Raw genomic sequence first — 19,977 nt, 5'->3', positions numbered from 1 at the left:
AAATATTAAATATAAGAAAAAAGCCAATCAATTTATGCGACCTTGCATCAGGGACAGGCTATTGAAAAATTTTAAAATTATTTTTCTTCTTTATCCTTATTCAATAAAATCTGCTGGGCCCAACCTATTCTGCCATTGTCATATGTGTCGGTTTTTCCGATGCTCATTTGTTTTTTTTCATAGACCGGCTGTATAAAAGGCTTAGCAATCATTTTATTGTCACGATATTGAACTTTTGAATCTTCACTTAGTCTTAAACCCATTGCGATGTGTTTAAATGGTAAGCCAATAAAAGTTAAGATTCTTGTAAGTCCTGACATATCTTTATCATCATTAATCTCATAAGTGACATCACCACCGTTTAAAAGTATATTCAAAGATTCTCTGTAAAATGATTTATCTTTTTCTAACTCAGACCATAGTGTAATGAATGCGGATTGCAATGAATTCCAGATGCGATTGTTAATTTGAGTTTCTTCTGCAGGTGTCATGATCATAAAATTTAGATAGACAAAATTAATACAGATTGTAACAACAACAATTACCTCACATGTTCTACGTTGTAACAATTTATAATGAATGGTATAAATTGTACTAATGGAATAATATTATTTTAAAAAAAGTAAAATTAATTTGCACTTATTTTTTACATTAAAATCACTTGCTACCAAAGGAATTACTGAGTTATTAAGCGTATTTGTTGATAAAGTAGACGTATAAATTATACATTTGTAAAGTTTTTATTTTACTTTTGTAAAAGCAAAACCCGCCTTATTAGACGGGTTTCTGAAAATGATTTTCACGATATTATTTTTTCATAGTTTGTACAATCAAGCATATTGTACTGATAACATTAAAAATAATTTGAGAAATCGAAAACCAATTTTCTGGATTCTGTATATCCATTTGAAAAAAGATTAAAAAAAGCTACAGCGGGAACTGTGGCTTTTTTGATTTATAGTACTACAAATTTCGACCTTTTAGGTTAAATTAAAAAGTCAAACTTATTCACAATCCATAGCAGTTTTTAACAAAGGCAAAAAAAAGACATATTTCACCTACATGCATTAAAAACCTGATTATCAGTTATTTAAATTCAGTTTTTATAGTATTAACCCCCGTAAAATATAGAACTATTTATATAAAAAACAAGGAATGTTTTGATATTTTAAAAAGTATTTTTAGACACAAAAATAGCCAATCATCTATTTTTGATTGGCTACTTAAAAAAAAACAATGTTACAATTAGATTAAATACTGTTTATAAAAAAAAGAAATATAACAATTCGATTTCTATAAAAGTATTGAGCTAACAATGTCCTACATGAATTGGCTAATATTTACAAAGCTTTTCCAAATCCATACATTTTTTTTAGAAGATTTTCTCTTAAAAAAATATTACGAAATTGACTATAACCAACTATAGTAGTTGCAAGTATACTAGTATTCCCATAAATGGTATAGCTATTTCTAACACTAAATTGTGTTAGTTTTCTACTAAAAGATGGCAACAACCTATTATTTACAATAGGATTAGGCGAGCATTGACCATCTATTAACAACTTTAAAACTACCGTATCTTCTAGCATACCAAAATTAAATCCCTTATATCTTAGGAAGTCTACAATTTTTGTTGCTTCTCTTATGTCCATATTTATAATAATTATTTGACAAATATAATTAAAGTTCCTCATCAAACTTTCAGCTACATTTTATAATCAGTTTTACAACAACCTGCTGACAGTTTTCAGATGGAACTTCCCGCCCCTGGCTGCCCTAAATCCATTATCATTTAACATTGCCGTTATCTGCGTCAGATTGTGACCTGACTTTGATAATGCGTTTGCGAATGCTTTGGCTTTAATATTATTTTCATTTGCTGATGCTTTAGTTTTAATTGCATCAACTGCAAGTTTTCTTTTATCCGCAGTAATATTATTATTACCCAATTTGCAGATCCTGTTACCTGCCTTTGAAATATGGAATCCATCACGCTCAATGTTGGCTTTAATAATATTCAATGCATCTTTGGTTCGATTCTTTATTTTGTCAGCTTCAAGTTCAGCGAATGCTGCGTACAGGTGTATGGTGAACTTGTCAACGATCGGGATGTCGCAAGCAACGAAATCAAGCTTTGATTCCATTAAAGCCGAAATAAAGGCAACATTTCTTGAAAGCCTGTCCAATTTAGCAATCAAAAGAACAGCATTGTTATCTTTACAATAATCGATTGCCTTATTCAATGCTACCCTGTTATTATTTCGCCCAGATTCTTTTTCAACAAAAGTTTCCAAAATAATATCCTTTTCATTAATATAATTATCGATGATCTTCTTTTGGGCATCCAATCCAATCGACTGTTTTGATGTCGACACCCTTAAATAAGCCACATAATTTTTCATAGTATTACAATGTTTAAAAGGCGGCAAAGCCGCCTGAATTATGTTTTGATTCTTTTGATTAATTTTGATTTTTTAGCAGTTTTCCATACAAATAAATGGTAGCACCTGCCTTCGAAATCTCTATATTTTCAATAAGAAATTTTTCATTTCCATCAAAATCTAATCTTACCGTCATACCCACTTGATAGTTCACATGCAGTGTTTCGGTGTTGGCAACTGTGTTATTACCCACTTTAAAAATGACGATTTTCTTAAATTCATCAATTATGATTTCTTCAATAATTCTAGCTAAAATCTTTCTCATGTCGCTGTTTTAATTCTTACAAATCAATATATGCAAATATAAGAATTTACTGGCTAATTTACAACGACCGTTGTTGATTTGTCATAAATTAAAATGATCTTATTTTTCTATATAAATCAATGCTTAAGAAGCCTTTATCTATATAAAAACGATTTGGATTTTGCAGGAAAATTTAGAAAATTACAAGACTAAAAGAGGACTTAAAATCTTACATAGTAATGGTCAATTTGGCTTCGCTTCGCTCAGCCAAATTATCTTGAAATATTCTCAATTATTCCAAGTTAGCTCGAATTATTCCTAAGGAATTTTAATAATACCAGCAATATGATAATATAACAAAATTGGATTTGCTTAAAGAAATGCAAGCACTCAAATTGATTTTTAATGGTTGGCCCGCGGAACGAAGTGTAGCGGTATTATGTTAAAGTTTTGTTAAACTTTAGAACTGTTTTATTGATAGAAAAAATCTATAGTGTAAATTTACAAAATAATCAAAAACTATACATTTATTATAAATTAACAAAATATTGCACTTTTTGTGCAAGTTATTTTCGTATTGTAAAATAACTTGTAAAAACCGAGGCATTTTTACTTATACTATTAAAAAGTATATAAAAAGGGTTGTTTTTACCATAGTGCTGATTTTCAGACAATTGAAGAAACAGTTCCTAAATCAGGTAACTTAGGTAGCTTTTTTGTTCGTGGAAATATTTTTATATTTGTATATGTTCTGTGAAAACAGAAAAAGGCTAAAGTCTTTGGTCGGAAATTTAGCCTTTTCTAGTGCGATATCAAAATTTACGTCGATTGGTAAATTTTGAATGTTTTTAAGTTCTTTTAGAATTCTGTTGTTCCTGATTAATTAGGAAAAAAGTGTTTAACTCATAATTTCATCTTGCCATGAAACATGAAAATGCACCAATTGGTTATAAATACGTATACCCACGTTACATTACTGTAAATGGGACTCGTAGATATCCTAAAAACGGTCGTTGCTTTAAATTCCTTGTAAAAATTTAAATTAGCTTCCGAAATAACAGGTATACAGATCTTCAAAGATGCTGTTTGATGGATAAAAAAGTTCTACTTAATCGGGTGGAACTTTTTTTTTTGCTTGTCAAATTCTAACTGTTGATAACTGCTTGAATTTTTAACATTTTTCCATATACAAAAATATAACAAATTAGTATACGCCGCAAGCGTACGCGCGAGGGATAAACAACCATGGCGGTTTCGTAGAGTTGCAAAAAAATCGAAATATAACGGAAAACCGTAATGTTTTCAATGCTTTAGCGACTATTGATTTTAGATTCATGTTATCAGAACACCGATGAAATACACAAAACTTTAAGAAAAAATGTTATAAAAATATTTTTTATACAGAGATTAGTGCACTCTAAAGATGGGATAATTCGATAAAAAGATGTTGAAAACTGTTGCCAAAACGTCGAGAAACGATACATTTTCACTATAAAATAATCCATTCAGAATTGCGATTTCGTAATTCGTTTAACACTACATAACGTATCGAATCTATCAAGTGATTGAATTTATCAATTGGTTTTTCACCATTTTCCGCCCAACTGTAGTTATTAAATTCTTTCATAATATCTTTACTTCGATAATCAATAATAATTTGATAGTTTTTCATCAACATTACACCCTCATTAATAGACCCTGCACCTTTTTTAACTGGAATTATATTAACACCGTTTAATTTCATTTCATCGATTAATCGAGCTTCTGCAGAATCACCAACAACAAGACTATTTCCACAAACTTTTTTAAATATTTCGCTTAATTGATTAGTATTTAAACCTCTTTGATAAAGATGCTGTTTTACATAAATTCTTTTATTCAATTCGTCTATATGAACAGCCACAAGGGTTGACGGGTCGATACTATAACCCCAGTCTGCTCCAAAAACCAATTCAACATCTTTCGGAAAAGTTCCAAATTCATAATTGGAAAAGATGACTCCCTCCGCTTTTTCAAGCCAAGCCCCTTGGACAATATGCTTATACTTTTCGGGATTTGTAAGCTTTAAAGCCTGGACATCATTGATGAATTCATCACTTAAATTCTTTTTATTATCCAAATATGTAGTGTGAATATAACAAGTATCACCAACTATACCGTTAAAACCGGCTTTGACTGATTTGGACAGAAAAAATTTGCTGTAAATCCAATGATTTTTAGTTGTTGGATTTAAGATTAAAATCACCCTATTCTGTGAATCAGATTTACGGATAGAAAGATTGACTTTATCAAATAAAGATTCATCAACAAGTTCTTCCGCTTCATCAAGTACCCATGTTGTAATTCCAGCAATCGATTTTAGTCTAGCAGTATTATCGCCCCGAGAGTGGCGAAGTCCCATAAACAAAATTTCAGATCCTGACTGCTTATTAATGATTTTAGTTTTTAAAATATCAAACTGATCTGCAAGCCCCATTGCCTGAATGACACCAACCATTTCAGGTATGATTGATATATGGGCAGATACCATTGTAAGACGGGTAAACAGTATCTTATGTCCAGTCTCAAAACTCAATAAAATAAGATATACAGCGATTGAAAATGATTTTCCACTTCCACGACCCCCAGTCGCCAGAAAATATTTTCCTGTATGTTCTACTAAATTTTTATACTTATGGTGTAATGTGATTGGCAATCATTGGCAATTATTTTTAAGATTCTACATCATCAGAATCATCTTCACTTTCAGGCTCAGAAAAAGTGATTATTTCACGCAAATCGATGCTTGTAACATTTGCCGTTACAGTTGAATTTGTTGTAGTTGTGGGATTTCCATTTAAATAAGCCAAATAAAGTTTTACCGCCTGGACATCTTTTTTACGACATAACTCTAAAAGCACTTCAATAACTTCATCCTGATATGGCGATAGTTTTGCTATTAAAGATTCTGTTTCTCTTTGGGTTCTTCTTCCTGCCCCAACTCGTTTACCACCACTGCCCGGCTTGCGAGGTTTTTTTATATTTTCTTCAAGCGGATTTTTATTCTCTTCTTCCATTATTTCTTTTTTATAATTTCAACAACATCATCAATCATCGATTTATAGGTTTGAATCACCATCCTCAATGTTATACTATCATTTAAAATAAAGTCATCAGAAGATTTCAGATAATTACCGAATGTTATAAAATGAAACACGTCAACATATAAATGAATCTCATTGTTCAATACTGACTTCCTGTAAAAGATGAATGCGCCTTTATAGTAAATGACCGATGTCGTTATATATTTAATTGGCTTAAATGTCATTGATTGTATTTCTTTTTTACAATTCGGGCGATGATGTCAAGAATCATTGAGATAATGACAGCAGTTAAAAAACTCACGGACCAGCTGAAGAAATATGAAGCGATTAGTATCATAGCCATTGCGGGAATTATTGCGATGGTATAATTGAATATTAAAATCGAAATAGCCAGAAATAGTTTCTGTTTGAATGTTCCGTTTTTTACTATGTTATTATACCACCTTTTAAATCTGTTCATTTGAATTCAATAGTTTTTCAATCATTGATGTCATTATATCTTGACAGAAGCAAGGCTTCACTTTTTCAGGAAAAACAAGGTTGTAAATCTGAAATAAATAATCGCGGTCAACACTTGATGTGATTAGCTTATTCTCAATTCTTTTCAGGAATAATTTATCATCATCAGTCAATTCATATTTGCCAAATGGAATTAATTTATTTAACTGATCCTGTCTTTTTATACACCCTTCACATTGCTCTATTCCTAGAGTATTGGTCACGACTTTAACCAAATCGCCCGCGCCTTTAATTTTTCTATTCTTTGTCATATCCTATATATTTATTTTTCAGATACACTTTTGTTTCTCTTATCGATTGTTGGATGGTTGAATAGCTTAAACCTGTTTCTTTCTGAATCTGCCTGATGCTTTTTCGGTCAACCATATTCATTTTGAAAAGTGTTTTTGGAAGAAATTCCAAAGAATCGACATCTGATAAGATCTGATTGTACAGCTTTTGGTTTTGATGATCCTTATCGCAGTCATACGATTCATCATTTGAATGCAGATCATCCTGCAGTTCTAAATGCTTCGATGAATTGGCTAAGAAAAGAAGATTGTAATTGTTTCTTAAAGCCTGATAAATGTAGGTGTAGTTAATTACAGGTTGCGGTGACATTTCCGAATAAAGAAGATAAAAGTGCTGCAGGACTTCATCACCTGCATTCTTTGAGCCTGTTATTTTGTACGCTAGTTTTCGCCAGCGTGAATCTTCATTGACGACTTCTTGTAAATTGTGGTATAGTTTAATTGTAAAAAAGTTTGTTTTTACTATATATAAAAAATAAATGATGTTATATTTGCAGTATAATGAAGCAAAAGCCTGCGGCTGAGGAGTGGGAATGTGTAAATAAATGTAAAATAATTTGCACAATGTAAAAATAGTTGTAGCTTTGCACTGTGTTTGATACTAATCAAAGTACGGAAAACCGTAATAGTATTAAAAAAAGAAACCCGATAGCGCCAACTATCGAGTCCTTTAAAAACTAAGTTCCTATCCAAAATATTTTTGATACAATTCTAGTAATTTGACAACTGTTAATGCCCAAGTTGCCCAGCTTACTGATTGTTTATTATTTTGAATTTGTTGCTGTTCTAGGTGAAGCATACCTTTCTTTGTTTTTTTTCTTTTCGCCATTTCTGTTGCGGTATTAAGAAGTTAATAATGATTGTTTTGCAAATCCGAAATTTGCGGTTTAAATAGTGTCTCATGACATTTAATTTAAATTGTTAATTGTTTTAAATATTAAATATAAAAAAATAGCCCGCTTACATCAGATAAAGCACGGGCTATGTGTATTTTTATTATTTCTGTGCAAATGTATGAATAAACCTTAACATTTGCAAGGTATTTTTTATATTTTATTTAGCATATTTGTAAATATTTTTTATTAAAGTTTTTACACATCTGATTATCAAAACAATACTACTTTTTTCCAGATAAAGATATTTCACAACAAAATTAAAAAACCGACATCAATTTGATATCGGTTTTATTTTTTGTTAGTGGATGATGAAGCTTATTATAGTCAAGATTGCAGCAATAAACTCGACAATCTCAACAAGCACACCAAACCAATTACAATGAGATTTTTTATTATCCATTACGTAACATGTTTAATCTATGTTATGTCTTAAAGACGACGGATAAGCTTTTCAGTTTTAAGTGACTTCTAAAACCCGCGCAGCCATTCGCTGCTTATCTTAATTCAATAATAATGACAGATTGAAAAAACTAAAGTCTATTCGTGTGTTTTTTTTCATTATTTTCATTATTTCCTTTTAGGACCAGATAATTTTCTCCTAAAACTTCCCATTTATACTTACCTATGCCTGTACCAAAATATTCATAAATATCCTTCTCGCTAGATTTTAAAACACCTTTTTCATCATATGATAATTGCAAGTCTTTACCAATTACCCTATAATTGTAATTGGGCTTTTTGTATTTCATAACATTCAAATCGAGCATCAATTTAAAACTTCCCTCACCATAATTCATATGAACATCAATTAAAATTTCCTTATCTATTGAAGTTTTGAAAATATAAATCTGTTTGATAAACTGTTTGAAAACTTTAGCAATATCACCTCGGTTCTGAGATAAATTTTTAATCAATCTATTAAGTTCATCTTTATTTCCAAGCTTTTCAAACAACACTTTTTGCTCAACAATTCTTCTATTCAACAAATTCAATTTAGAAGCAATAGTGGTCGACTCATTTTTAATTTCTCCTAAATGTAAATCATATTTATCAATAGATACACTTCCGTTTAAATATAAATCTAACAATCTGCTTTCTTTCTTATTTTGGTCTTTAAGATTCTTTTCTAATAATAAACGATCATTTTTTAACAGTTTTATGTCTGCAGAAATTTTTTCTTTCATTTCACCACTATCATCAATCATTGACATTAATTGGTCGCTTTGTTTTAACATATCAAAAAGAGAACTTTCTAGATAATCAATATTAACACCGACATTACCGCAGTTTCCCCCACGATTCAAACGGCTGGAACAGATATACACCTTATCTCCGCGCGGGACAGGCTTAAACTTTGCAAAATAATTTCGCCCGCAAATTGCGCATGTACACAAATCTTTCAGCAAGTAATCATATGTGGTCAGATAATTTCTATGTGTTTTCGTAGTTAAAAGATCATTACACTCATCAAATAACTCAGATGATATTATCGCAGGTGCATCGTATAAATTACCTTTGAATCTTCTCTTCCCTTTGTACAAAGGATTCTTAACAATATCCAATATTGTTTTATCCGACCATAAAATGTCTGAGCCATTTTTCTCAGTTTTAAATTTTATAATCTGATTACCAAACGCTTTATTTGCACGGGTCATTACTTTGCGTTCATTCAAAATAGTGGCAATTTTTTTAACACCATTACCTTCTTTGTACAATTGGAATATCTCTTTTATTATTTCGCTTTCCTCAAAATCGACAACCAATTTTTTAGATTCATCTTTAGTATAACCAAATGGAAGGTTTTTTGAACCACCCGCCCCTCCGTTTACAACACTTTGCAGAATTCCAGATTTTGAACGACGTTTCATTGTACGTGACTCAGAATCTGAAAACTCAATTAGAACCTGTAGAATTATATTCATGATGCTATCTCGCTCTAAATTATCATCTAGTGTAGAACGATTGATTGAAGTGATGAAAATTGGTATTTTCTTTTCAGTTAAATCATCGATTAAAAGCCTGGTCGATTTTGGGTCACGTCCTAAACGTGAAATCTCAGTAATATAAATCGAATCAAAATATTTAGGATCTGAATTAATTATATTTAGCAACCTTTGTAATTCAGGTCGTTTTTCGTTTTCCTTATAACCAGAAATCCTTTCAGCGAAAATTTCAATATCATTCTCATTATATTTACCACCAATTGCAGCTTTACAGTCAGAAATCTGGCGGGTATAATCCTGCTTATCTACTGTGCTAACACGCGCATATACACATACTTTTGCCATAAACTATTGTTTTACAGCACAAATATACACCGCATATTTTACTTATACAACATTAGAAATAGTATGATGCGGACTCCTAAAAGGTCTCTGATTCATCAATCCGACTTCTTTTAATTTTCCCGCAACGCTATGAATTTTGGTAGTTTCTAAAGCCTCGCGCAAAGTCATTGGCGGTAAAATACTCGGAACACGTTTGGCCAGCATTGTTTTTCCTGCTCCTGGCGGGCCAATCAAAATGATGTTATGTCCACCAGCCGCTGCAATTTCCATACAGCGTTTAATACTTTCTTGTCCGCGAACGTCTGAAAAATCATGTTCAGGAAAATCGAGTGTTTTATAAAATTCCGCTCTTGTATCGATAACTGTGGGTTCAAGTGTGCCTTTACCAGCAAAAAAATCAATTATTTCTTTTAGATTTTCAACACCATAAACATCTAAACCTGCTACAATAGCAGCTTCTTTAACATTCTGAATTGGAAGAAAAAATCCTTTATAACCTTCCTCTTTTGCTTTAATTGCAATGGGTAACGCTCCGCGAATAGGCTGTAAACTTCCGTCTAGAGAAAGTTCGCCCATAATAATATAGCGTTCTATTTCTGGCGCTTTTATCTGATCTGAGCCGACTAAAATTCCCATTGCCAATGTCAAATCGTATGAAGAACCTTCTTTTCGAAGGTCGGCAGGCGCCATATTGACTGTAATTTTCTTTCCCGGAAAACTAAATCCGTTATTCTTTAAAGCAGCGGCAATTCTAAAACTGCTTTCTTTTATAGCATTATCTGGAAGTCCAACTAAATGATAACCTATTCCTTTATCCATATGAACCTCAACTGTAATCGTTGTAGCCTCAACTCCAAAAACGGCACTTCCGTAAACTTTTACTAACATAAATAAATTCTTATAAAAAAGTAAAAGTATTTAATTAAATGCGAGTAAAAAATATAATTTGTAAATATTTTATTACTATTTTTAATGATAAAAAATTAAACTCTCAATTTTATATTCTTATTTTTGAATCAATAATTTTTTAAGTAATGAACGAAATAGAAAAATTAAAAAAAGCTTTATCAAAAAAGGCAACCACTTTCCAATCAGGTGGTTTTAAACCAACAAACTCCATTTCTGAAAGTTGGATTGGACGAGTTTATTTATATCTTGAAAATGAAGAAATTCCATTAGATAATAATGGAGAAGAAATGTTTCCTTTATTCCAGCTCTGTTTTGATCATTTACCTTTTGTCCCTGACATTTTAAAAGCCACCAAAATTATTACTATTTTTATTTCGAAGGATTTTCCAATGGATTTAACTTCTAATGGAAACAATTGGATTTTACGCGAATACAAGGACACAAGTGAAATTATAATTAAGGATTTAAAAAACGAAAAATCACATATAAAACCTTTTCCTTTATCTCAAAATCTACTTGAAGAAGATTATCCTGTTTGGGAAGATCCCGAAATACCAGATGACATATCAGACAAGATACTTGAACTCGAGGATTCTGGGATTATTGACTCTTATTATGAAATGGTTGAAAACAATACCTGTCACAAAATTGGAGGTTATGCAAACTACCGCCAATCAGGAATATACTTTGGAGAAGATTTTGAATTTGTTCTTCAAATTGCTTCCGATGAAAAAGCGCATTTAAATATCGTCGATAGTGGTAATTTTTATTTTGCAAAAAATAGAAAAACCGGTGAATGGATGTATTATATAGATTTTTACTGATTATGATTTATTCTTAACTTTCTCCACTATCTCGCTCAAATCCAAACTATTCTGATGCGACCAAAGTTTACTCTCAATTTCATTATTCAGAATGCAATTTTGACATTCAATAATCTCATGAGAATATCCTTTTCCTAAAGCTGGTAAAGTAAAGGTTGCTTCTTTTTCTTCATTTATATATAAAGAATAACCATCGGCAATAAACCACGGAGCATTTAATTCTATTCTCCCTTTTGTTCCCGAAATAATGGCTTTCATATCAGATTCAGAAACTATTGAAGCATGCAAAACCGATTGAGCTGTTTCATATTGCAGAATCATCGAAATCTGTAGATCAATATCACTTTTATTCTTGATTGCTTTTGCCACAATCTCTTTTGGTTTTCCCAATAGTATATAAGACAGGAATAAAGGATAAACACCAATATCAAATAACGCTCCTCCTCCCAGTTCTTTATCAAAAAGTCTTTTATTTTCTGTTTCACTTCCGTGAAAGGCAAAATCGGCTTTTATATAATTTATGTCTCCAATTATTCCGTTGTCTATTTTCTGAAGAACATCTTGAACGGAGGGAATAAATCTTGTCCAGAATGCTTCCATAAAAAACCTATTGTATTTTTTAGAAGCATCTATTATTCTTTGCGTGTCTTTAAAAGATAAAGACATTGGCTTTTCGCAAAGCACATGTTTACCACTTTCTAAAGCTTTAATAGATAATTCGGCGTGCGAATTATGAGGAGTTGCAATGTAGACAATATCGACTTCTGAATCTTCAAAAAGTAAATCATAAGAATTGTACATTCTTAAAGCATTAAATTTTCCTCCAAATTCCTCTGCTTTAGCTAAATCTCTTGAAGCAACTGCCGTAAGCTCAGCATTTTCAATCAATAAAAGATCCGACGCAAATTGGCTTGCAATGTTTCCTAATCCTACTATTCCCCATTTAATACTTCTATTTCCCATCCTTATATTATAATCATCAAAATTGTTAAAAAGATTAAAAAATATCCATTACAACATGCAAGAGACGTTTTTTAAACAACAAATATCTATTATCCTACAAAAAATAGCAATCAATTACCCCAAAAATTATCAAAAATGGTGGTAAGTGAAAAAAAAATGTTGCCAAATTGTAAATTTTAAGTTTGTTTTAAGAAATTCACGCAAAATCAAAGGGGTTAAATTTTAAATTTAACAAAAATAAAGCATAGTACCCTATTTTTTTATGGGGTATCAAATCATTTTATACTTTTATAAAAAATTTAAAACTAAATAACTATGCGAAAAATTATTTTAAGTGTGATTCTTATCACGATTTTGGTACTAACCTTTATTTCAAACTTTATTATTGCAGACAACCCAATTCCTGCAGAAGCTGTAAAATTTGATACTGGAGATACTGCCTGGATGATCGTTGCAACTGCTTTTGTATTGTTAATGACACCTGGATTAGGATTTTTCTACGGAGGTATGGTAGGTAAGAAAAACGTAATCAGTACTATGCTTCAAAGTTTTATGGCAATGGTAATTGTTACTATTCTATGGACAGTTGTTGCTTTTGGATTGGCTTTCGGACCAACAATTGGAGGAATTATCGGAAACCCGTCTGAGAATTTGTTCTTTGCTGGAGTTGGAACTAATACAGCATGGAGCCTTGCACCAACGATTCCATTTATATTATTCGCATTATTTCAGGCAAAATTCGCTATCATTACTCCTGCCTTAATTACAGGTGCTTTTGCAGAACGTGTACGTTTCTGGGCTTATTTGCTATTCATGGTTTTATTCATATTATTAATTTATACTCCACTTGCTCATATGACTTGGCATCCTGATGGAGTTTTCTTCAAAATGGGAGTTCTTGACTTCGCTGGAGGAACTGTAGTACACATGAGTGCTGGATGGGCTGCATTGGCTGGAGCTATGTTCTTAGGAAAAAGAAAAGTTCAAAAAGTTAATCCTGCTAGAATTACTTATGTACTATTAGGAACAGGGTTACTTTGGTTCGGATGGTTTGGTTTCAACGCTGGATCTGCTTTAGGAGCTAATGGTCTTGCTGCTCAAGCTCTAGGAACTACTACTGTTGCCGCTGCTGCCGCTGCAATGGCTTGGGTTTTCCTTGATAAAATTTTAGGACACAAATTATCGGCTCTTGGCGCTTGTATCGGAGCTGTTGTAGGTCTAGTTGCTATTACACCTGCTGCTGGATTTGTTAGCATCCCTCACGCAATCTTCATCGGATTATTCTCTGCAATTGTGAGTAACATTGTAGTAAGTAAATTCCCTAAAGGAAAAATCGACGATGCTTTAGATGTATTTGCTTGTCATGGTGTTGGTGGTATGGTAGGAATGCTTTTAACTGGTGTTTTCGCTTCAAAAACAATCAACCCTGCAGTTGGAGATAATCAAGGTTTAATCTTCGGAACTCCAACTTTATTCATCAATCAATTGACTGCTTTAGTTATTGTTTCAATCTTTGCTTTTGTAGCTTCTTATGCTTTATTCTTCATTGTAAATAAAATTACTCCTCTAAGAGTTACTGAAGAAAAAGAAGAATTAGGATTAGACATCTCTCAACACGGAGAATTTTTATAAGAATAAATTCCCTTCTCACATTACTTGATAAATAAAAAAGCACTCTAAATTTGACTTAGAGTGCTTTTTGTTTTTGAATTAAATACCTTTTATATTTTAGATTTTAGATTGCAGATTTTAGAATATAGATTATAGAATATAGATTATAGAATATAGATTATAGAATATAGATCATAGAATATAGATTTTTGATTTCTCTCAGTTCTAACCTCTATTCTCTATTCTCTATTCTCTATTCTCTCAAGATTTACTTAAAATTCGAAATCCCTTCTTTCAACCAATTTAAATATTCATCTGCATTTACATAACTTATTGTTGGTTTAGAAGTATTCATATTTTTTCCTTCCAAATCGGTAATAACATATAAAGGCTGTGTATTGGTTTTATACTTTGAGATCATAAAATCAGTCCACTTATCGCCAACTGTAATAATTTTATCTCCTGCAGCAGTTGTAAATTGCTCTTCTTTTGGCAATTCGCGCTTATCATCAACATAAAGAGAAATTAAAACCACATCATTTTTAAGAATTGGTAAAATCGCTGGTTCTGACCACACATTATTTTCCATTTTTCTGCAATTTACACAAGCATAACCTGTAAAATCAAGCATAATTGGCTTATTGATTTCTTTTGCGTAAGCTAAACCATCTTCATAATCATGGAAAACCATAATTCCGTGTGGCCCTAATTCAGCTCCCTCTGGAAGTCCTTTAATAGATTCTGAAGAAACAGCTCCGTTTCCTGAACCTCCAACTCCAAACGGACTTTCACTATATTGCGGCGGCGGCGGGAATGCGCTGATTAATTTTAAAGGTGCTCCCCAAAGTCCAGGAATTAAATACATGGTAAACACAAATGTCAGTAATCCTAAATACAATCTTCCAACAGAAATATGATTCGTAGGACTATCGTGAGGCAAGGTAATTTTTCCGAATAAATACAATGTCATCGCTCCGAAAATAGCAATCCAGATTGCAATAAACACTTCTCTCTCTAAGAAATGCAATTGTAAAACTAAATCGGCATTTGATAAAAATTTGAATGCCAAAGCCAGCTCTAAAAACCCTAAAACTACTTTTACAGTATTTAACCATCCTCCAGATTTAGGTAAAGAATTTAACCATCCTGGGAACATCGCAAACAACATAAACGGAAGCGCTAATGCTAAAGAGAATCCAAGCATTCCGACAATTGGCGCAATTCCTCCATTTGAAGCTGCTTCAACTAATAAAGTTCCAACAATTGGCCCTGTACAAGAAAATGATACAATCGCCAAAGCCAAAGCCATGAATAATATTCCGATTAAACCGCCTTTATCTGCTTGCTGATCTGCTTTATTTGCCCATGAATTTGGAAGCATGATTTCGAAAGCACCCAAAAACGAAGTAGCAAAAACAACTAAGATCACAAAGAAAATCAAGTTAAACCAAACATCTGTAGACAAAGCGTTTAAGGCATCAGCACCAAATATTTTAGTTACAATAAGACCTAAAATTACGTAAATAGCAATGATTGAAAATCCGTAGATAATTGCATTTCTAATTCCTTTTGCACGACTTTTACTTTGTTTGGTAAAGAAACTTACCGTCATCGGGATCATTGGAAAAACACATGGTGTTAACAATGCTGCAAATCCTGATAAAAAGGCAATAAAAAAGATCGACCACAAACTTCTTGAAGGCGCTGGTGCAGGAATTTCTTCTTTTTCAGCTTCAGCTGTTTTCTCTACTTTTGGCTGTGCCGCTTCTTCTTTTTTAACGGTATCAACCGCTAATCCTACTACTTTTGTTTCATCAGCTTTAGCTTCTGTTACAGCTGGAACTTCATCCATTTTAAAAGTTGAAGGAACAGCAATCGAGAATTTCTTGCTCGAATTGATACAAACTTCTTTACAAACCTGAAAATCAAAATCTACATCAACCGTTTTTAAATTCGGGTTTATTATTTTTATTTCTTGTTCAATGTGTGCTTTTCCCTCAAAAAAAGTTTCATCTACGCCAAAAACATCGTTAAAAGCTGTTCTAGTTTTACCTTCTTTTGCTTTTCCAACTAATTCGTAGTTTCCTTTTTGATTTTTAAAAGTTATTTCTAACGCCAAAGGTCCGCCGTCTGGAGTAAACTGCGAATACATATGCCAGTCTTTTTCGATTGTTCCATCAAAAATCAAAACGGCATTGTTTCCTTTTTTCTCAATTTTAGAAGTCCATTTTACCGGCTCTAATATTTGCGCATTCCCTTTTGCAAAAGCAAAGAAAAATACGAAAAGTAAAATGGTTTTAGTCCAAACATTTTTTGACAAATTTGTCTGAAGATTTCGAGTAAAGTTCATTATTGTAATTCTATTTTTAGTATTTGATTTGTGGTTTTCTCTATTTTAAAACGCTCGTCCTGTCTTATTCCAACAACCCAGACTATTTCATTTTCAGAACATAAAATCCAAGTTTTTTCTTTTTCGATCAATGATAACTTTTCATCTTTAAAAAGCTTGCTCACTTTTTTAGATTTTCCTCTCATTCCGAAAGGCTGAAAAACATCTCCTTCTTTCCATTTACGCAAAACTAATGGGAAACGGATTTTATTGGAATCGACAAATATAACCTTATTTGAACCGAATGTTGTGTGACCTACGTTACAAAGACTCATTTTTAAGGGAAAATTAACTTCTGTATCGTTTTCACCAATTTCATATTCTTCGCTTTCTGGCATTTCAGAAAACGGACTTAAAATAAGTGTTTCTCTGTTTTTTAGCAATCTAAATTCCTCCGAAAGAACTTGTTTCCCTGATTGTCCTTCAACCAAATCATAAATATCATTCCAAGCAGAAAAACCAAATTCATTTAGCCATTGATATAGATATGATTTATAATTGGGAAGTTTTTTTAACTGATTTAAATCAAAATGAATATCGTCGCCTGCTTCCTTTGCCACTTGCTGATAAATCATGATTGATGCATCTTCAACCATTTCTTTTGATTCTTGAAGAAAAGACTGCGTCTTCTGAAAAGCATCTAGAAAATTAGGATTGATTTCTTTTAAAACCGGAACTAAATTATGACGAATCTTATTTCTGAGATATTTTGTCGAAGCATTACTGCTGTCTTCACGCCATTCTATTTTATTCTCTTCTGCATACCTCAAAATTTCTTCTCTAGAAAAAGGCAAAAGCGGACGAATGATTTTATCGTTTTGTTCTGGAATTCCAGTTAAACCTTCTAAACCAGTTCCGCGAGTTAAGTTGATAATAAAAGTTTCAAGATTATCGTCGGCGTGATGTGCTGTCAGGATATAATCGAAGTTTTCTTCTTCCAAAAGTTCATAAAACCAGCTGTAACGAAGTTCTCTCGCTGCAACTTGTGTCGAAAGTTTATAATCTTTAGCGAAAGCTTCAGTGTCAAAATGAGTAGTAAAAATCGGAATATTGTTCTGATCGCAATAGTTCTGAATAAATTCCTGATCTCCAAAACTTTCCAATCCGCGAAGTTGAAAATTGCAATGCAAAACTGCAATTTTATAAGGAAGTCTGTGCAATAAATGAAGCAAAACCATACTGTCTAATCCGCCACTTACAGCCAGAAAAAGCTTTTTTTCGGCTAAAAAAGGAAATCTTGAAATGATATGATTTTGAAATTTTGAAAACATCTGATAAAAGTAAAGAATTAAATTTGATCTATTTTTAAACGAAATGTTAAGCGTTGTTTTTTTCTGCCACGACTCGAGCGACAGCGAACAGGCGAAGCAATTCACAAATTATTTTTGACACAGATTGAGCAGATATTTTTTTCCCACAGATTAAAAGATTTTCACAGATTTTATGTATCTAATTTTCAAAATTAAGTCTGCCTAAATCTGCAAAATCTGCGTGAAAGAAAAAATCATTTTTAATCCTTTAATCTGTGGCAAAAAAAATTACTGCAAAACTTCGTGCATTGCCTTGGCCTTCAGTAAACATTCTTCATATTCTTTTTCTGGAATTGAAAGCGATGTTATGGCGCTTCCAACCGAAAAAGAAACATATTTATTCTCTTGATTATACAAAATACTTCTGATTACGACATTAAAATCAAAATCGCCTTCAGGCGTAAAATAACCAACCGCACCGCTGTACAATCCTCTTTTGGTTTCTTCAAGATTTTCAATAATTTCCATGACCGAAATTTTTGGAGCGCCCGTCATACTTCCCATCGGGAAAGTCGTCTTCAAAACATCTACTGCCGAATACTGAGGATCTAATCTGGAAGTGATCGTAGAAATCATCTGATGCACTTGCAAAAACGAGTAAATACCGCAAAGCTCCTCAACTTCAACTGAACCTTTTTGCGAGGTATGCGACAAATCATTTCGCACTAAATCGGTTATCATGATATTTTCAGCTCGCTCTTTGGCGTCTGAAACTAAAACACTCTTTGATTTTTCGTCTTCAATTGGATCTGCAAAACGCTTAGATGTTCCTTTTATGGGTTGAGAAATGATCTTATCTCCTTCTTTTTTTAAGTAACGTTCTGGTGAAGCAGAAAGCAAATAGTGTTTGTAATTTTTAAAGAAAACTGAAAAAGGAGCTTGTGAAATCTCATTCAACTTCTTAAATTTTTCTAACGGATTTATAACAGCTTTTTCAGCATAAAATTCCATACAGAAATTGGCTTCGTACATATCACCAACATGAATATGTTCCAGCATTTTATTTACTTTCTGAACATATAATTCTTTAGAAATACGTTGCTTCACTTCAACTCCGCTCAGTGTGACAAATGTTTCGGTCTGAACTTTTATTATTTCCTCAAAATCCTCTTCTACCTCATCATCGCAAAGCATTAAATATTGAATTTCAAGTTCATTTCCTTTCAGAATATAAACTTTTTTAGGCTGAAAGAAAAACAAGTCGGAAAAGTTCAAACCATCAAAATTATTGGAATGAAGATTTTCAATGCCATTCTTTAAATCATAAGAAAGATATCCAAAAAGCCAGTCTTTTGTATTTTGCTGATATTGTTTTAGATCTTCAAAAGCATTGTAATAATCTGTTTTTAAAGAAGTAAAAGCATCTACTGCCAATATGCAGTCAAAATTAGAATACTGCTGCGGATAAGAATTGCTGTCTAAAAAAACGACTTCGCGAAATTGCTGCGCCCAACTTAAAATCTGTTCTTTAAACAGTTTCGGATTGGCAATATTTTTACGGATGGAAACTCTCAAAAATGGTAATTTTAAAGGTCAAAATTACGACAAAATTCTTTCATTAGCGGAAAGCAAAAAAAATAATGAAATGATTTGAATTACACTGTAAAACTGTTAAAAATACATTCTTTTTATAAGAAAAAATTCGTTATATTTGATATACAATTAGAATAATCCTAAAACAGCATTGATTTGATTGTAAAATCCTTAAAAAAGAACCTCAAAAAAAATAATTTGTGATTCTCATTTGAGCTTTTAGATTGCATCTTTTCCAATAACTTAATTATATTTTTTAACCTTAAAAAATCCTAAGTATTATGAAAATTGCCACTATTATTGTCCGCGTTTTAATTGGCCTTTTGCTACTTTTTGCCTCTATCAGTTATTTTTTCCATCTAATGCCAGAGCCTGAAACTACAGGAAACTTCAAAGCATTTAATGTCGGTTTAATGGCTTCGACGTATTTAATGCCACTAGCAAAATCTATCGAATTACTTTGTGGAATTGCATTTGTAACTGGACGTTACGTAACTTTAGCAAACATCTTGATCTTACCAATTACGGTAAATATTTTGTTTATCAATTATTTTTTAACTCCCGATGGTCTGCCAATTGCAGTGCTTCTATTTATAGGAAATTTATTTTTGATTTACAGATACTGGGATAATTATAAAAGTGTTTTTACTGCGTAAATCATTTTTCAACCTAAAACA

Annotated in this window: 18 protein-coding genes and 1 pseudogene; 3 read left to right on the top strand and 16 right to left on the bottom strand. The window is 32.0% G+C overall.

The features are described from left to right. Window positions 1–77 precede the first annotated feature (77 nt). The 12 genes and pseudogenes from ACFO3N_RS10060 to ACFO3N_RS10005 all read right to left on the bottom strand — a co-directional run. Window positions 78–491: a hypothetical protein gene (locus ACFO3N_RS10060; RefSeq protein ID WP_379797380.1), complete on the bottom strand. Its 414-nt coding sequence runs from the start codon at window positions 489–491 to the stop codon at window positions 78–80. 849 nt (window positions 492–1,340) lie between these two features. Then, window positions 1,341–1,652 carry a hypothetical protein gene (locus ACFO3N_RS10055; RefSeq protein WP_379797378.1) on the bottom strand — a complete coding sequence of 104 codons (312 nt, stop codon included), beginning with the start codon at window positions 1,650–1,652 and terminating at the stop codon, window positions 1,341–1,343. A 72-nt stretch (window positions 1,653–1,724) separates the two neighbouring features. After that, complete coding sequence (locus ACFO3N_RS10050) at window positions 1,725–2,402, bottom strand: recombinase family protein (RefSeq protein WP_379797376.1); 678 nt, start codon at window positions 2,400–2,402, stop codon at window positions 1,725–1,727. Window positions 2,403–2,460: 58 nt separating this feature from the next. Further along, window positions 2,461–2,706 (bottom strand): hypothetical protein, encoded by a 246-nt coding sequence (locus ACFO3N_RS10045; protein ID WP_379797374.1) that lies wholly within the window; start codon window positions 2,704–2,706, stop codon window positions 2,461–2,463. A 1,468-nt stretch (window positions 2,707–4,174) separates the two neighbouring features. Beyond that, window positions 4,175–5,380: a PBSX family phage terminase large subunit gene (locus ACFO3N_RS10040; RefSeq protein WP_379797372.1), complete on the bottom strand. Its 1,206-nt coding sequence runs from the start codon at window positions 5,378–5,380 to the stop codon at window positions 4,175–4,177. Between the two features lie 16 nt (window positions 5,381–5,396). Then, entirely contained in the window at window positions 5,397–5,741 is a 345-nt protein-coding gene (locus tag ACFO3N_RS10035; RefSeq protein WP_379797370.1) for a hypothetical protein, read from the bottom strand. A gap of 247 nt (window positions 5,742–5,988) precedes the next feature. Further along, on the bottom strand, window positions 5,989–6,228 hold the full coding sequence (locus ACFO3N_RS10030) for a hypothetical protein (protein ID WP_379797368.1): 240 nt from the start codon (window positions 6,226–6,228) through the stop codon (window positions 5,989–5,991). After that, complete coding sequence (locus ACFO3N_RS10025) at window positions 6,215–6,538, bottom strand: hypothetical protein (RefSeq protein ID WP_379797366.1); 324 nt, start codon at window positions 6,536–6,538, stop codon at window positions 6,215–6,217. Before ACFO3N_RS10025 ends, ACFO3N_RS10030 begins: the two co-directional genes overlap by 14 nt. Next, on the bottom strand, window positions 6,525–6,887 hold the full coding sequence (locus ACFO3N_RS10020; RefSeq protein ID WP_379797364.1) for a sigma-70 RNA polymerase sigma factor region 4 domain-containing protein: 363 nt from the start codon (window positions 6,885–6,887) through the stop codon (window positions 6,525–6,527). The genes ACFO3N_RS10025 and ACFO3N_RS10020 overlap by 14 nt, the downstream gene beginning before the upstream one ends. A 375-nt stretch (window positions 6,888–7,262) precedes the next feature. Continuing rightward, on the bottom strand, window positions 7,263–7,406 hold the full coding sequence (locus ACFO3N_RS10015) for a hypothetical protein (RefSeq protein WP_379797362.1): 144 nt from the start codon (window positions 7,404–7,406) through the stop codon (window positions 7,263–7,265). Window positions 7,407–8,003: 597 nt separating this feature from the next. Next, on the bottom strand, window positions 8,004–9,761 hold the full coding sequence (locus ACFO3N_RS10010; protein WP_379797360.1) for a recombinase family protein: 1,758 nt from the start codon (window positions 9,759–9,761) through the stop codon (window positions 8,004–8,006). Window positions 9,762–9,809: 48 nt separating this feature from the next. After that, a pseudogene (locus ACFO3N_RS10005) lies at window positions 9,810–10,649 on the bottom strand (YifB family Mg chelatase-like AAA ATPase); the annotation flags it as partial. A 146-nt stretch (window positions 10,650–10,795) separates the two neighbouring features. Here ACFO3N_RS10005 and ACFO3N_RS10000 point away from each other — a divergent pair. After that, complete coding sequence (locus ACFO3N_RS10000) at window positions 10,796–11,494, top strand: DUF1963 domain-containing protein (protein ID WP_379797358.1); 699 nt, start codon at window positions 10,796–10,798, stop codon at window positions 11,492–11,494. Here the strand turns inward: ACFO3N_RS10000 and ACFO3N_RS09995 are convergent, their stop codons facing one another. Then, window positions 11,495–12,457, bottom strand: coding sequence for a Gfo/Idh/MocA family protein (locus ACFO3N_RS09995; protein WP_379797356.1), 963 nt, complete (start codon window positions 12,455–12,457; stop codon window positions 11,495–11,497). 315 nt (window positions 12,458–12,772) lie between these two features. Between ACFO3N_RS09995 and ACFO3N_RS09990 the strand changes: the two genes are divergently transcribed. Beyond that, complete coding sequence (locus ACFO3N_RS09990; protein WP_379797354.1) at window positions 12,773–14,089, top strand: ammonium transporter; 1,317 nt, start codon at window positions 12,773–12,775, stop codon at window positions 14,087–14,089. Between the two features lie 247 nt (window positions 14,090–14,336). On the opposite strand, the gene ACFO3N_RS09985 is transcribed toward ACFO3N_RS09990, so the two are convergent. The 3 genes from ACFO3N_RS09985 to ACFO3N_RS09975 all read right to left on the bottom strand — a co-directional run bounded on the left by ACFO3N_RS09985 (window position 14,337) and on the right by ACFO3N_RS09975 (window position 19,282). Next, window positions 14,337–16,418 carry a protein-disulfide reductase DsbD family protein gene (locus ACFO3N_RS09985; protein WP_379797352.1) on the bottom strand — a complete coding sequence of 694 codons (2,082 nt, stop codon included), beginning with the start codon at window positions 16,416–16,418 and terminating at the stop codon, window positions 14,337–14,339. Then, window positions 16,418–17,728, bottom strand: coding sequence for a tRNA lysidine(34) synthetase TilS (gene tilS, locus ACFO3N_RS09980; RefSeq protein WP_379797350.1), 1,311 nt, complete (start codon window positions 17,726–17,728; stop codon window positions 16,418–16,420). The genes ACFO3N_RS09985 and tilS overlap by 1 nt, the downstream gene beginning before the upstream one ends. A gap of 267 nt (window positions 17,729–17,995) precedes the next feature. After that, window positions 17,996–19,282: an anthranilate synthase component I family protein gene (locus ACFO3N_RS09975; RefSeq protein ID WP_379797348.1), complete on the bottom strand. Its 1,287-nt coding sequence runs from the start codon at window positions 19,280–19,282 to the stop codon at window positions 17,996–17,998. Between the two features lie 299 nt (window positions 19,283–19,581). On the opposite strand from ACFO3N_RS09975, the gene ACFO3N_RS09970 reads away from it, so the two are divergent. Next, a complete protein-coding gene (locus tag ACFO3N_RS09970; RefSeq protein ID WP_095931855.1) occupies window positions 19,582–19,956 on the top strand; it encodes a DoxX family membrane protein in 375 nt (124 codons plus the stop codon). Window positions 19,957–19,977 lie beyond the last annotated feature (21 nt).

Source organism: Flavobacterium chungangensis (assembly GCF_042654045.1).
Classification (GTDB): domain Bacteria; phylum Bacteroidota; class Bacteroidia; order Flavobacteriales; family Flavobacteriaceae; genus Flavobacterium; species Flavobacterium chungangensis.
The sequence above is the reverse complement of the archived record's forward strand: the minus strand, read 5'-3'. Positions and strand labels throughout refer to the sequence as shown.

What these genes read in the sequence shown, in the direction of transcription:
- ACFO3N_RS09970 (WP_095931855.1), top strand. Translation starts at nt 19,582, where the DNA reads ATGAAAATTGCCACTATTATTGTCCGCGTTTTAATTGGCCTTTTGCTA.
- ACFO3N_RS10000 (WP_379797358.1), top strand. Translation starts at nt 10,796, where the DNA reads ATGAACGAAATAGAAAAATTAAAAAAAGCTTTATCAAAAAAGGCAACC.
- ACFO3N_RS10030 (WP_379797368.1), bottom strand. Translation starts at nt 6,228, where the DNA reads ATGAACAGATTTAAAAGGTGGTATAATAACATAGTAAAAAACGGAACA.
- ACFO3N_RS10020 (WP_379797364.1), bottom strand. Translation starts at nt 6,887, where the DNA reads ATGTCACCGCAACCTGTAATTAACTACACCTACATTTATCAGGCTTTA.
- ACFO3N_RS10055 (WP_379797378.1), bottom strand. Translation starts at nt 1,652, where the DNA reads ATGGACATAAGAGAAGCAACAAAAATTGTAGACTTCCTAAGATATAAG.
- ACFO3N_RS10015 (WP_379797362.1), bottom strand. Translation starts at nt 7,406, where the DNA reads ATGGCGAAAAGAAAAAAAACAAAGAAAGGTATGCTTCACCTAGAACAG.
- ACFO3N_RS09995 (WP_379797356.1), bottom strand. Translation starts at nt 12,457, where the DNA reads ATGGGAAATAGAAGTATTAAATGGGGAATAGTAGGATTAGGAAACATT.
- ACFO3N_RS10060 (WP_379797380.1), bottom strand. Translation starts at nt 491, where the DNA reads ATGACACCTGCAGAAGAAACTCAAATTAACAATCGCATCTGGAATTCA.
- ACFO3N_RS09990 (WP_379797354.1), top strand. Translation starts at nt 12,773, where the DNA reads ATGCGAAAAATTATTTTAAGTGTGATTCTTATCACGATTTTGGTACTA.
- ACFO3N_RS10045 (WP_379797374.1), bottom strand. Translation starts at nt 2,706, where the DNA reads ATGAGAAAGATTTTAGCTAGAATTATTGAAGAAATCATAATTGATGAA.
- ACFO3N_RS10035 (WP_379797370.1), bottom strand. Translation starts at nt 5,741, where the DNA reads ATGGAAGAAGAGAATAAAAATCCGCTTGAAGAAAATATAAAAAAACCT.
- ACFO3N_RS09985 (WP_379797352.1), bottom strand. Translation starts at nt 16,418, where the DNA reads ATGAACTTTACTCGAAATCTTCAGACAAATTTGTCAAAAAATGTTTGG.
- ACFO3N_RS10010 (WP_379797360.1), bottom strand. Translation starts at nt 9,761, where the DNA reads ATGGCAAAAGTATGTGTATATGCGCGTGTTAGCACAGTAGATAAGCAG.
- tilS (WP_379797350.1), bottom strand. Translation starts at nt 17,728, where the DNA reads ATGTTTTCAAAATTTCAAAATCATATCATTTCAAGATTTCCTTTTTTA.
- ACFO3N_RS10025 (WP_379797366.1), bottom strand. Translation starts at nt 6,538, where the DNA reads ATGACAAAGAATAGAAAAATTAAAGGCGCGGGCGATTTGGTTAAAGTC.
- ACFO3N_RS10050 (WP_379797376.1), bottom strand. Translation starts at nt 2,402, where the DNA reads ATGAAAAATTATGTGGCTTATTTAAGGGTGTCGACATCAAAACAGTCG.